The 13,310-nt window shown below is 70.3% G+C and carries 10 protein-coding genes; 4 read left to right on the top strand and 6 right to left on the bottom strand.

The features are described from left to right. The first annotated feature begins 3 nt into the window (after positions 1-3). Both J2X65_RS16220 and J2X65_RS16215 read left to right on the top strand, forming a co-directional pair. On the top strand, positions 4-3,957 hold the full coding sequence (locus J2X65_RS16220; protein ID WP_310202861.1) for an amino acid adenylation domain-containing protein: 3,954 nt from the start codon (positions 4-6) through the stop codon (positions 3,955-3,957). Further along, the gene (locus tag J2X65_RS16215) at positions 3,897-4,673 is read left to right on the top strand and encodes a 2,3-dihydro-2,3-dihydroxybenzoate dehydrogenase (protein WP_310202859.1); all 777 of its coding nucleotides are present in this window, start codon (positions 3,897-3,899) and stop codon (positions 4,671-4,673) included. Before J2X65_RS16220 ends, J2X65_RS16215 begins: the two co-directional genes overlap by 61 nt. A gap of 2 nt (positions 4,674-4,675) precedes the next feature. On the opposite strand, the gene J2X65_RS16210 is transcribed toward J2X65_RS16215, so the two are convergent. Beyond that, positions 4,676-5,476, bottom strand: coding sequence for an ABC transporter ATP-binding protein (locus J2X65_RS16210; RefSeq protein WP_310202857.1), 801 nt, complete (start codon positions 5,474-5,476; stop codon positions 4,676-4,678). Beyond that, the gene (locus J2X65_RS16205) at positions 5,476-6,639 is read right to left on the bottom strand and encodes an iron ABC transporter permease (RefSeq protein WP_310202854.1); all 1,164 of its coding nucleotides are present in this window, start codon (positions 6,637-6,639) and stop codon (positions 5,476-5,478) included. Before J2X65_RS16205 ends, J2X65_RS16210 begins: the two co-directional genes overlap by 1 nt. 235 nt (positions 6,640-6,874) lie before the next feature. Between J2X65_RS16205 and J2X65_RS16200 the strand changes: the two genes are divergently transcribed. Continuing rightward, positions 6,875-7,750, top strand: coding sequence for an alpha/beta hydrolase-fold protein (locus J2X65_RS16200; protein WP_310202852.1), 876 nt, complete (start codon positions 6,875-6,877; stop codon positions 7,748-7,750). A 157-nt stretch (positions 7,751-7,907) separates the two neighbouring features. Further along, on the top strand, positions 7,908-8,432 hold the full coding sequence (locus J2X65_RS16195) for a disulfide bond formation protein B (RefSeq protein ID WP_310202850.1): 525 nt from the start codon (positions 7,908-7,910) through the stop codon (positions 8,430-8,432). A gap of 31 nt (positions 8,433-8,463) precedes the next feature. On the opposite strand, the gene J2X65_RS16190 is transcribed toward J2X65_RS16195, so the two are convergent. The 4 genes from J2X65_RS16190 to J2X65_RS16175 form a co-directional block, all read right to left on the bottom strand. Next, on the bottom strand, positions 8,464-9,021 hold the full coding sequence (locus J2X65_RS16190) for an HNH endonuclease (RefSeq protein ID WP_310202848.1): 558 nt from the start codon (positions 9,019-9,021) through the stop codon (positions 8,464-8,466). A 146-nt stretch (positions 9,022-9,167) separates the two neighbouring features. Further along, on the bottom strand, positions 9,168-9,851 hold the full coding sequence (locus J2X65_RS16185) for a dienelactone hydrolase family protein (protein ID WP_310202846.1): 684 nt from the start codon (positions 9,849-9,851) through the stop codon (positions 9,168-9,170). An 8-nt stretch (positions 9,852-9,859) separates the two neighbouring features. Beyond that, a complete protein-coding gene (locus J2X65_RS16180) occupies positions 9,860-11,842 on the bottom strand; it encodes a M23 family metallopeptidase (protein ID WP_310202843.1) in 1,983 nt (660 codons plus the stop codon). A gap of 226 nt (positions 11,843-12,068) precedes the next feature. Beyond that, on the bottom strand, positions 12,069-13,226 hold the full coding sequence (locus J2X65_RS16175; RefSeq protein ID WP_310202841.1) for a PHB depolymerase family esterase: 1,158 nt from the start codon (positions 13,224-13,226) through the stop codon (positions 12,069-12,071). Between the last annotated feature and the right edge of the window lie 84 nt (positions 13,227-13,310).

Raw genomic sequence — 13,310 nt, 5'->3', positions numbered from 1 at the left:
GCAATGCCGGTATCGCCCGATAGCCCCGGCTGGCCGCTGACCGAGGCGCAGAGCGGCCTGTGGTATGCGCAGCGGCTCGATCCGGCCAATCCGCTGTTCAATACCGGCCAGTATATCGAACTCACCGGCGCGCTGGACCTCGACGCCTTCCGGTCTGCCGTGGCGACGGCGGTGGAGGAGGCCGAGGCGCTGGCACTGTGCATGGTCGACGCTGTCGATGGCCCGCGCCAGCGTCTCGACCCCGCCCGGCGGCCACAGTTGGAGGTGATCGACCTCTCGGATGCGGTCGATCCGCTCGCCGCCGCCGAGGCCGACATCGCCCGCGACATGGCGACTCCGACCGATCCGACGCGGAATCCGCTCGCGGCCGAGCGCCTGTTCCGCCTCGGCCCGGAGCGCTTCGTCTGGCAACAGCGCATCCATCACCTCGCCATCGATGGCTACGGCATGATCCTGCTCACCCAGCGGGTAGCGGATCTTTACAACGCAGGCCGGCGTGGCTCCGCAGCAGGGCCGGCATTGACGGGGCTCGACGCGGTGCTGACCGAGGACGCCGCCTATCGTGCCTCGGACAAGCGCAAGGCCGATGCGGCCTACTGGCGCGAAGCCTTTGCCGGCCAGCCGGAAGTGGCGAGCCTCGCGGCGGGTGCGCCGGTGAGCGCTTTCAGCTTCCACCGCAAGGCGGTGGAGATCGATTCGTCCGCCATCTCCCGCCTGCACGCCCTGGCGCAGGAAAGCGCCATTCCCTGGCCCGATCTCCTTACCGCCTTCTGCGCGCTCTATTGCCAGCGCCATACCGGCACGGCGGAAGTGGTGCTCGGGGTGCCGCATATGGGCCGGCTCGGCAGCAAGGCGGCGCGGGTGCCGGCGATGCTGATGAACGTACTGCCGCTCCGGGTGGCGCCGGCGCGGGAGGCGACGCGGGCGGATTTCCTCGCCTCGGTGGCACGCAGCCTAATCAAGGCCCGCCGCCATGGCCGCTATCGCAGCGAGCAGCTGCGCCGCGATCTCAAGCTGATCGGTCGTCAGCGCCGCCTGCACGGGCCGTTGGTCAACGTGCTGCCCTTCGACGAGACGCCGCATTTCGAAGGGCTCGATGCCCGTCTGGAGGTGCTGAGCGCCGGGCCGGTGGACGACATCACTTTCACCTTCCGTGCGCATGGCGCCAAGGGGTTGCGGCTCGAAATCGATGCCAATCCCGATCTCTATTCCGCCGACGCGGCGCTCGCTCATGCCCATCGGCTCAAGGCCTTCATCGCGGCGGCGCTTACGGCCGAGCGGCTCGACGCGGTGCCGACCGCCACGCCCGAAGAGGCGCGCCGTCATCTGGTGGAGATGAACGCCACCGCGCACGAGGTGCCGGATGTCACGCTTGTCGACCTGATCGAGGCGACCATGCGCCGGCAGCCGCAGGCGCCGGCCGTGCGTTTCGACGGCATCGAACTCAGCTATGGTGAACTCGACCGGCGCAGCGCCGCGCTTGCCGGGCGGCTGGCGGAGGCGGGCGCCGGGCCGGGTGGCATCGTCGCGGCGGCCCTCCCGCGGTCGCTCGAGCTGATCGTGGCGCTGGTGGCGGTTCTCAGGGCCGGCGCCGCCTATCTGCCTCTCGACCTCGCCCATCCCGACGAGCGGCTCGCCCGCATTCTCGGCTCGGCCAAGCCTTGTGCCGCCCTCGCTCTCGGAAGCGATGCGGGTCGGTTGCGGCCGCATGTGGCCGTGCTCACGCCGGATGCCTGGCCGATCGCACCCAGAAGCCCGCTGCCGAGGCCGCCCGAGCCCGGCGATGCGGCGTATGTCATCTACACTTCCGGCTCCACCGGCGAGCCGAAGGGGGTGGTGATCGAGCACCGCGCCATCGTCAACCGCCTCGCATGGATGCGGCAGCATTACGGCATCGGGCCGGATGCGCGCATCGTGCAGAAGACGCCGGCCACCTTCGATGTCTCCGTGTGGGAGTTCTTCCTGCCGCTCATTTCCGGCGCGCTGCTGGTGGTGGCGCCGCCCGAGGCGCATCGCGATCCCGTGGCGTTGGTGCGGCTGTTCCGCACCGAGAAGGTGACGATCGCGCATTTCGTACCTTCCATGCTGGCAGCTTTCCTTGCCGAGCCCGCGGCGCGGGGGCTGGAACTGCGGCAGGTCTTCTGCTCCGGCGAAGAATTGCCGGCCGATCTGCGCGATCGCTTCCATCGCACCTTGAACGCCGAACTGCATAATCTCTATGGACCGACCGAGGCGGCGGTAGATGTCAGCTACTGGCCGGCAAGCGCCGACGACCGCGCCCGGCCGGTGCCGATCGGCTTTCCGGTATGGAACACCCGCCTCTATGTGCTCGACGAGGCGATGCGTGCGCAGCCGCCGGGCGTACCGGGCCATCTGTTCCTTGCCGGGGTGCAGTTGGCGCGCGGCTATCTCGGCCGCCCGGACCTGACCGGCGAGCGCTTTCTCGACGATCCCTTTGTGCCAGGCGAGCGCATGTATCGCTCGGGCGACCTCGCCTATTATCGGCCGGACGGGGCGGTGGTGTTTCTCGGCCGCTCTGATCACCAGATCAAGATCCGTGGCCTGCGCGTCGAACTCGGCGAGATCGAGGCGGCGATCATGCAGAGCGGGTTGGCCCGGCAATGTGCCGTCATCGCTTCCCTCGATGCGGTGGGCGCGCAGCGTATCCTTGCCTACCTCGTCGGCGTCGCGGATGTGGCGGCTGTGCGCGAGCGGCTGGCGGCGCGCTTGCCGGACTATATGGTGCCTTCCGCCTTCATCGTGCTCGACGCGCTGCCGGTGACGGCGAACGGCAAGCTCGACCGCGCGGCGTTGCCGGCGCCGGAATTTTCCGCCACGCAAGGGCGCTCGCCGGAGACGCCGAGCGAGCGGCTGGTCGCGGGACTGTTCCGCGAGGTGCTGGGGCTGGCCGCCGAACCTTCGGCCGAGGATGATTTTTTCGCGCTGGGCGGCGATTCGCTGCAGGCGGTGGCGCTGCTGCTGCGGCTGCGCGAGGCCGCGGGGTGGGATCCCGGTCTCGGCGCGCTTTTCGCCGCACCGAGCGTGGCGAGCCTGGCGGCGGCGCTGGACGAGCAGGGTGCGCCGGCTGATTTCGGCCTTGAGCCGATCGTTCGGCTCACGGAGGGCGATCCCGATCTGCCGCCGCTCTTCGCCATCCATCCGGCCGGTGGACTTTCCTGGTGTTATGGCGGCCTCGCGCGGATGCTGGCGCCGCGCCGGAGCGTCTACGGCCTGCAGGCGCCGGCACTGTCGCCGGACCAGCCTTTGCCGCCAAGCCTCGCCGATCTCGCCGCCGACTATTCCGGACGTATCCGGGCGGTGCGGCCGAACGGCCCCTATCATCTCCTCGGCTGGTCGGTCGGCGGCATCCTCGCACAGGCGGTTGCGGTGGAACTGCGCCGGCAGGGCGTCGAGGTTGGCGTCGTGGCGCTGCTCGACGCCTATCCGAGCGATTGCTGGCGTGCGGAACCAGAACCCGCGCCCGACGCGGCGCTGAAGGCCTTGCTGGCGATTGCCGGCCATGATCCCGATCGTCTGCCTGGGCTGGCCCTTAGCCGCGCCTCGGTCGTCGCCTTCCTGCGCGCCTCCGACAGCCCGCTCGGCATGCTCTCCGATGCCGCTCTCGACGGCGTGGTACGGGTGGTCGCCGGCAATAATCGGCTGGTGCGTGGCCACCACCATGCCGGTTTCGACGGCACGCTCACTTTCTTCCGCGCCGCTTTGGACCATGAGGGACGCGATCTCACGCCTTCCAAATGGGCACCCTATGCCGCCCATATCGACGTCATCGACATAGCAAGCCTGCACGCGCATCTCACCGGTCGGGAGGCGAGCGCCGCCATCGCGCCGGTGCTGGCTGCCGCACTGGCCACCTGCGAGCAAGCGAAGGAAAACACATGCGCGACAATGGCCTCAGGGGACGCATCGCCTTCGTCACCGGCGCGGGCGGAGGTATAGGTAGGGCGGTCGTCCGGCTGCTGGCGGAGGAAGGCGCGCGCGTCGTCGCCACCGATCACGATGCCGCGCTGCTGGCGCCCATCGTCGAGGAGTTCGGCGCCGGGGTGCGGACGGAACTTCTCGATATGCGCTCCACCGAGGCGGTGGAGGCCGTGGTCGCGCGCATCGAGGCGGAGGAGGGGCCGATCGATCTCGGTGCCAGTGTCGCCGGCGTGCTGTCCTGGCAGACGGTGGTCGAGACCTCCGACGATGAATGGGACCGGGCGTTCGACGTCAACACCAAGGGCGTATTCCGCCTCGGGCGGGCGCTGGCTCGCCGCATGCAGCCGCGCCGGCGCGGGGCCTTGGTGACGGTGGCCTCCAATGCGGCCGGGGTACCACGCCACGCCATGGCCGCCTATGCGGCTTCCAAGGCGGCGGCGGCGATGTTCACCCGCTGCCTCGGGCTCGAACTCGCCCCGCACGGCATACGCTGCAACATCGTGGCGCCGGGCTCGACACTGACGCCGATGCAGACCGGCATGTGGGCGGATGACGATGGTGCGAGCCAAGTCATTGCCGGAGCACCGGAAATCTTCAAGGCCGGCATCCCGCTCGGCAAGCTGGCGACGCCGGAGGACGTGGCGGAGGCGGTGGTGTTCCTGCTCTCCGCCCGCGCCGGGCACATCACCATGTCCGACCTCTATGTCGATGGCGGCGCTACCTTGAGGGCATGAGATCAGCCGCCCGGCGCCGAGCCATCCCTGACCGCGTCGACCATCACCTGCACGAAGCCGTGCGAGCAGCGCTCGACACGGGCCTCTACGCCATATACGCCGGCCAGCATCGCCGGGGTGATGGCCTGGGCCGGCGCGCCGTCGGAGACAATATGTCCCTGAGATAAAACGACAATCCGGTCGCACCAGCGGGCGGCGAGGGCGATGTCGTGCAGCACTACCACCACCACGATGCCCCGCTCGCGGGCGACCTCGCCGGCCAGCTTCATCACGGTGAGCTGGTGGCGGATGTCGAGCGCGCTGGTGGGCTCGTCGAGCAGCAGCACCCGGGGCTGGCGCACCAGGCATTGGGCGAGACCCGCGAGCTGACGCTGGCCGCCGGAGAGCTCGTCGAGGCCGCGCATGGCGAGATCCGCAATGCCGAGACGGCGCAGCACGGCGAGAGATTTCTGTTTTGGATCAGGGTCTTGCGCGGAAGGTGTCGACTGCAGCGCGCTCAGCGTCGCTTCGAACACCGAGAGCGAGACGCGCGGCGGCAGCGTCTGCGGCATATAGGCAACCTCGCGCGCATAGCTGGCCGGATCGAGGCCGGACAGCTCGCGGCCATCGAGCCGGATCGAACCGCGGGATGGAATCAGCCCGGCCATGGCGCGCAGCAAGGTGGTCTTGCCGGCGGCGTTCGGTCCGACCAGTGCGGTGACCGATGAGGCCAGAATGCCGCTCAAGTCCAGCCCGTCGATGATCCGGCGCGCGCCATAGCCGACGGCGAGGCCGGCGAGGTCCAGTCGCGAGGCGGCCGCCATCACAACCGCTCCCGCCGCGACAGGACGAGTGCTATGAAGAAAGGTATTCCGATAAGGGAGGTGACGATGCCGACCGGCAGCAGCGTGCCGGGCACGATCAGCTTGCTGGCGACGGAGGCGAGCGACATCAGCCCGGCGCCGGTCAGCGCGCTCGCCGGCAGGTGGAAGCGGTGATCCTCGCCGACCAGCAGCCGGGAAATGTGCGGAGCGACCAGCCCGATGAAGCCGATGGTGCCGACGAAGGCGACGCAGGTGCCGGCGAGCAGGCTCACCCGCAGCAGCGAGGCGAAGCGCAGGCGGCCGAGCGCGATGCCGAAGCTGCGCGCCCGGTCCTCGCCGAGGCGCAGCGCGGTCATCCGCCAGCTGTCGCGCAGGGCGAAGGGCACGACGATGGCGAGCACCACCGCCAGCACGCCGAGCTTGGCCCAGGTGGCGCGGGCGAGCGAGCCCATCGACCAGAACACCAGCTGCTGCAGCGCTTCCTGGCTGGCGACGAACTGCACCAGCGCCACCAGCGCATTGAAGGTGAACACCATGGCGATGCCGAACAGCACCAGCGTCTCCACCCCGGTGCCGCGCATGCGGGCGAGCGCCTGCAGCAGCAGCACCGAGCCGAAGGCGAGCAGGAAGGCGAAGAGCGGCAGGTTCCAGTTTCCCGGCAGGCCGGGAATGGCGAGGCCGAGCACGATGGACAGCGCGGCGCCGAAGGCGGCGGCAGAGGAGACGCCGAGGGTGAAGGGGCTGGCCAGCGGGTTGTTGAGGATGGTCTGCATCTCGGCGCCGGCAAGCGCCAGCGCCGCGCCCACCAGCACCGCCATCAGCGCCGCCGGCAGCCGCACCTCCCACACGATGACCCGGGTGCCGGCATCGGCGGCGGCGGGATCGAGCAGGGTCTGGATGACGGTGCCGATCGACAGGCCGGAAGGGCCGGTGGCGATGTCGACCAGCATCCCAACCGCCATGATGGCGAGCAGGCCGGCGAGAAGGGCGAGCCGCCGGCGCTGGCGGCGGGCGTAGGCATCGATGGTGTCGCCGAGGGTTGCGCTGCCAAGATTTGCGCTGCCAAGATTTGCGCCGCCAAGAGCTGCGCCGCCAATTGCCGCGGGGGGCGGCGTGTGCGGGAGGCTCTGCCCCGGCGGGGCCTGCGGCGACAATCCGGTCATATCCGTCCCACTTGGCCTCGCCCTTGGCCTCGCCCTCGCCGCATTGCGCGACGCTGCGGGCCATGGGGCGCGGGCGGCCGGGTATCGCGGCGGCGAACCCGGTTCATGCCCGAGCCGTTCGGGCCGGTCAAGCTTCTGGTCCCATTGGATAAATTAGAATCGTTTCAGTGTTGTCGGCCTTGCTTGCAATGGCCGGGCGGTGGTTTAGATGCCCGAGGCGGATCGGCGGAGGCGAATGAGGCGGATGCAACCGGGCATCGTCATCGAGGACAGTTGCTGGTTCGACCTCGCGCCGTCTGGCGGCGGGGCGCCCTATCGCATCTTCCTGGCCCTGCCCAAGGGGCCGGCACCGCCGGGAGGCTTCCCGGTGCTCTATCTGCTCGACGCCAATGCGAGCTTCGCGACGCTGGTGGAGGCGCAGCGGCGCGGTGCCGAGCGGCCGGCCGGGACCGGCATCGGCCCGATGGTGCTGGTGGGCATCGGCCACCCGGCCGAAGGCCTCTATGACCGCGCGCGGCGGACCTTCGACTACACCGGCGGGCCGGGCCGCGAGGCGCCGGGCGACGCCGGCATGGCGGGCAGTGCCGCCGCCGCGGCCGGCGCCACCGGGGGGCGCGACGGCTTCCTGGCCTTTCTCCTCAATCAGCTGAAGCCGGCGATCGCGGCGCGGGCGCCGGTCGATGCCGGGCGGCAGGTGGTGGTCGGCCATTCGCTGGCCGGCGGCTTCGTGCTCGACGTATTCGGCCGCGACAGCGCGGCCTTCGCGGCCTATGTGGCGATCAGCCCGTCGATCTGGTGGGATGAGGCCCGGCTGCTCGCGGGACTGTCGCAGCTGCGCGGAGCGCCGCGGCTCTCCATCATCGTCGGCGAATGGGAGCAGCAGCTGGCGCCCTGGCTCAAAGGGCGGCCGGGCGCTGAGGCGATCGCCGAGCGGCGCGCCCGCCGGGCGATGGTGCACCGGGCGCGGGCCTTCGTCGAACAGGCACGGGCGGCACTTGCCGGGCGCGGCGCAGCCGAGTTCGAATGCCTGGCCGGCGAGGACCATGCCTCGGTGGTGGCGCCGGCGCTGACGCGGGCCTTGCGATTCGCGCTCGCCGATGCCGATGGGTAAGGTGGCCGGCGCGGCGGGCTGGTCGCCAAACTGTGATCGCCGCAGATGCCGCGCCGCAAGCGGCGCGCTGGATTTGCGCGCCTTCCTGGCCATGACGGCGATTTCCCGGCAGCCAAAACGGCTTTAAGGAGAGCGCGCCCAATCGCGGAGCCCCGAGATGCCGAATTCCGATCTGTCCAGCCTCGATGCGCCCGCCGGCTCTCCCCCTCCGCCGGCGCTGGCGGCGCTGATCATCGCCGCCGGCGCGGCGGCGACGCTCGCCGGCGCCTGGTTCTTCCAGCTGGTGATCGGGCTGGCGCCGTGCCCGCTCTGCCTGGAGCAGCGGCTGCCCTATTACGCGGCGGTGCCGCTGGGGCTGGTGGTGGCGATGGTGGCGCGGCAGGGCCATCCGCGGCTGGCGCGCGCGGGGGTGATGCTGCTCGGCCTGCTGATGCTGATCGGCTTCGGGCTGGCGCTCTACCATGCCGGTGTCGAATGGCACTGGTGGCAGGGGCCGACCGCCTGCTCCGGCGGCGCGCCGGCCACCTCGGCCAATCTTTTGCAGGATCTTCAGCAGGCGCGGGTGGTGCGCTGCGACGAGGCGCCGTGGCGCTGGCTCGGGCTGTCGCTGGCCGGCTGGAACGTGCTGATCGCCGCCACCCTGACGCTGGTGGCGGCGTGGGGCGTGAGCCGGCGGGCCTGACCCGGCCGCGAAGGGCCGGCATCCGCCGGCCTCACGGGTCGAGTTCGGTATCCCAGTAGAGATAATCGACCCAGCTTTCATGCAGGTAGTTGGGCGGGAAATGCCGGCCGTTCTGATGCAGATCGAACACCGCCGGCTGGAACGGCTTCTGGCGCGGCACCATCCTCGCCTCCGCCGGCATCAGGCTGCCCTTGCGCAGATTGCAGGGCGAGCAGGCCGCGACCACGTTCTCCCAGGTGGTCTGCCCGCCGCGCGAGCGGGGGATGACGTGGTCGAAGGTGAGGTCCTCGCGCGAATCGCAATACTGGCAGGTGAAGCGGTCGCGCAGGAAGACGTTGAAGCGGGTGAAGGCCGGCTGGCGCGACGGGCGGATGAAGCTCTTGAGCGAGACGACGCTCGGCAGCCGCATCTGGAACTGCGCGCTGGAGACCTGCCGTTCGTAATATTCGACGATGTTCACCCGATCGAGGAACACCGCCTTGATGGCGTCCTGCCACGACCAGACCGAGAGGGGGTAATAGCTCAACGGGCGGTAATCCGCATTGAGCACGAGGGCGGGCCAGGCACCTGGAGACAAAGTCGCCGTCAAGCACTTGCTCCTCTACCGGAGCGACTCACGACGGCTCGGCGCCGTGGGACGCACGGCGATAGTCTATAGGTAGCGTGTCAGTCTTGTGAAGCACCGCAATGCGGCACCGGCTTCACGAATGGCGCCGGCGGGGACGCCGGCCGGGCTTAGCGGAGCGGCGGCAGGCACTCGGCCAGGAAGGCACCGCCGAGCAGCAGGCCCTCGCTGTCGATGCCGTGGCCGAGGCCGCGCGCCAGATGCCCGCGCACCGGGACGCCGGCGGCCTTCAGGCTCTCCAGCGCGCGCGGCAGCGCCTGCGGCGGGATGACCTCGTCGGCATCGCCATGGATCAGCAGCACCGGCGGGCGGCTGGCGATCACCGAGCCGGCAATGTCGCCGGCGCGGCCTTGCGGCACCGCGTGCAGGCCGGAATAGCCGAGGATGCCGGCCAGCGTCTCGCGCCGGGCGAGGCCGGTGTGCAGCGCCATCATCGTGCCCTGGCTGAAGCCGACCAGCGCCAGCCGGCCGGGCGGCAGGCGGTGGCGGGCAAGCTCGGCGTCGAGGAAGGCGTCGAGCGCGGCATGGGCCGACTGCACGCCGGCCCAGCGCTCGCGGTCGTTGCGCTCGACATAGGCGAACCACTGGCGGCCGACCGGCGCGATGCCAAGTGGCTCGGGTGCGTGCGGCGAGACGAAGGCGGTGCGCGGCAGCTTCTCGCCCCACAATTCGCCGAGATCGATGAGATCGCGCCCGTCGGCGCCATAGCCGTGCAGCAGCACCACCAGCGAATCGGGGGCGCCGCCGGATCGGGGGGAAAGGCGCGGGCCGTCGAGGAGGGGCGTGGCGGCCATGGCGAGGCTCAGTTGGTGGCGTCGTCGCCGCGGCCCGTGCCGGCGACCTTGGGGCTGGCGCTGTGGTTCAGCAGCGTGTCGATGCGCGAGCGCTCGCCATCGAAATCGGCGAGGACCTTGCCGTCGAGCGCGCGGCCGCGCGGCAGGCGCACGCGCATCGGATCGACGAAGCGGCCGTTCACCAGCACCTCGTAATGCAGGTGCGGGCCGGTGGAGAGGCCGGAGGAGCCGAGATAGCCGATGAGCTGGCCCTGGCGCACGCGCACGCCCTCGCGGATGCCCTTGGCGAAGCCGGACTGGTGCGAGTAGGTGGTCACATAGCCGTTGGCGTGCTGGATTTCCGTGTGGCGACCATAGCCCGAGCTCCAGCCGGCCTTCTTGATGATGCCGTTGCCGGCGGCATAGATCGGCGTGCCGACGCGATCGGCCCAATCCACGCCGGAATGCATGCGCGAGAAGCCGAGGATCGGGTGGCGGCGCATGCCGAAGCCCGAGCGCAGCGTGCCGCCGGCGATGGGCTTGCGGACCAGGAACTTCTTCGCGCTCTTGCCGGTCTCGTCATAGAAATCGAGCACGTTGTCGTCCGGCGTCTGGTAGCGGTAGTAGCGCCGCTCCTCGCCGCCGACGGTGAGGCCGGCATAGAGCACACCGGCGGTGCCGCCGCCCTCTTCGGGATCGAACAGCACCTCGAAGCTGTCGCCCGCCCGCACCCGGCGCTGGAAGTCGATGTCGAAGGAATAGATGCGGATCAGGTTCTCGACCACCGGGCGCGGCACGTCGTGCCGCAACGCGGTCTCCCAGATGCTCTCATAGAGCGTGATGCCGCCGCGCCCGCCGCTCTCCTCGTCGGCATCGTCGGAGGGCATGTCGGCGACCTCGACCTCGTTGGGCTCCTCCACGGCGAGGAAGGTACCCATGTCGGAGAGCGCGATGGTGCCCTCATGGCCCTGATCGCTGAACACGCCGACGCGCAGCGGCACCGAGGCGCCGGCCGACGGATCGAGCAGCACCCGCAGCCTCAGGCCGGGGGTAAGCTGGCCGCGCAGCTCCGGCGTGGCGAAGGCGGCGGCGGCGGCCTTGGCGGAAACCTCGGCGACCCCGAGATCCTTGAGGATGGAGGCGATGCTGTCGCCCTTCTTGGTGACGACGGCGCGTTCGGTCCACTCATTGCCGCCGGAGGCTTCGGTGGCAGACTTGCCGAAGGCGCTCATATTGTCCGGCGTGTTCGCCTGTGCCGCCGGGTCGGCCGGGGCATTGGCGGGAGCATAGCCGAGGGCGCCGCCGCCGAAGCTCGCCAGCGCCGGCACCGCAGCTTCGGTGAGCGGCATGCTGAACTCGGCGGTTTCCCGCACCTTCATCAGCACGTCTTCCATCGGCAGCTCGGCCGCGAACTTCGTCGAGGGCGGCAGGCTGGCGAGGTCGCGCATCGTCAGGGTGAGCTCGCCGGTGGGCTCGGCCTGCGGCGTGTCGTCGCCCTGGTCGTCCGAGGAGGTGTCGGCGATCAGCTTGGCCGGGTTGAAGCGCGGCACGTCGGACGAGACCGAGGTGACCGACTGGGCGAGATTGGTGTTCACCCGCGTCACCGCCCGCACCTTGATCACCTCGCGGTCGCCATCCTTGGTGGTGGTGGACAGGCGCAGGGTCTGGCGGGCGTTGAAGCTCTCATTGATGATCGACATGCGGTCGCCCTTGCGGGCGACGTTGGACGGCCGCTCGCCGGCGGCCAGCGCCCCGCGCAGGGCGGAACGCACCGTCTCGGGCGACTGGGCGAAGCGGTATTCGTTGTCGAGCGCGGCGTAGACCGCGCCGCCCATCAGCGCGGCGCCGCAAATGCCGGTGAGCAGGGTGGCCATCAGCCAGCGTATGGAGATGCGGCGGCGGTTGATCGGCTCTTCGGTATCGCCATCAACGCCCAGCGGCGGCTCGTCGCCGAGATCGACCGCCGCGCCGCGCCACCGTCGCAGGCCGTTTGGTCCGAGCCGCGTCTCCACCAATAGATTCTATCCCCGTGTCTCGCGGCGCTCCCAGGCCGCCACTCAGAAATCCCGCGTCCGTTGGCCGGACGTCCCTCGCGCCAGACGGTATTCCCGCCATGTCGCGGCGGGCGGGACGATGCCGTCCCGGCAACGCGGCGTCAACCCGGCGCCGCCGAAGCGGCGCGAGGGATGTAAATCGCCGTCTCGCGGCGAAACCATGGCGGGAGCGGCATTTATCCCGTCATTCGGCGCTGGCGGACTTGCGGCGCAGCGGCGACGCCATCGGCAGCGGCACGCTGGCGAGCGTCGCGGCGGGGCGGGCGGTGCCCGGCCGGGCCGCCCCGGCCCCCGTCGCAGCCGGGCGCAGCGGCAGCGGTTCGGCGACCGCCAGCCGGCCGGCGACCCGGGTGCCGGCCGCGGGAGTGCCGGCGATGCCGGGCGCCGCCGCGTCCGGAACCGGCTGGCCGGGCGTGCCATAGCGCTTGAAGAACGACCAGATCTCGTTGGGCGCATCGATGCCGCTGCGGCGCGGCCCGAGCAGCAGCGCGGCGAGGGCGTCGCCGGCATCGACGGACTGGGCGGGCGGCTGGTGGCCGCCGGCAATCTCGTAATAGGCGACCGCCGCCCCGCCGGCGCAGCTGTTGAAGCGGAAGACCAGGGCGTTCGGCGCCTCGCTGACCTCGGGCGACGCGCAGCCGTCGATGCGGGCGAAAAGCTGGGCGCTCTCCCGCGCCGACATCAGCCGGGCGCCGGGGGTCGGACGGCCGAACATCGGCACGATGGGATCATAGGTGCCGTTCATCATCAGGATCGGCACCGGCCGGGACGGCTTGCAGCTTTCCGCATAGCCGACCGGAACGGTCATCATCATGGTGGCGAAGGCCGCGAAGCCATCGGCATGGCGGCAGGCGATGAAGGCGGTGAGGAAGCCGCCATTGGAAAAGCCCATCAGATAGGCGCGGCCGGGATCGGCCAGACCCTCGGCGACGAGCTGGTCGCGCACCGCCAGCACGAAGCCGGCATCGTCGCGGGCGTGGATGATAGGCAGGAAGCCGGCAACGGAAGCGCGGCCGTCGTTCCAGATCAGATTGATGCCCTTGGGATAGGCGACGACGAAGCCCTCGCGATCGGCGACCGCGTCGAGATCGAGGTAACGCTGCATGATGCCGGCCGATTGCAGCGCACCATGCAGGGCGATGACCAGCGGCCGGGGGCCGGGCGGCATATTCTTCGGAACATGCAGGATATAGTCGCGCGTCGTGCCCTGGAAGGCAAGGGAGCGCTGCTGCGCCTGCGCCGCCGCGAACGGGCCCAGCAGGGCCGGAGCCACCAGCAACGCCGCCACCGCGACAACGAATCGGCTTATTCCCGACAGCCGGGCAAATACTGCAAGCCGCATGCCGGCCCTCGCTCGCGCACCATCCGGCGGTCATTGACGCCGCCATTCCGTCAATTAGATGGCAAAGATGGTTAATCGTCGGTG

Origin of the sequence: Ancylobacter sp. 3268 (assembly GCF_031456575.1) — a bacterium.
Taxonomy (GTDB): domain Bacteria; phylum Pseudomonadota; class Alphaproteobacteria; order Rhizobiales; family Xanthobacteraceae; genus Ancylobacter.
This window is presented reverse-complemented; position numbering and strand designations above follow the sequence as displayed.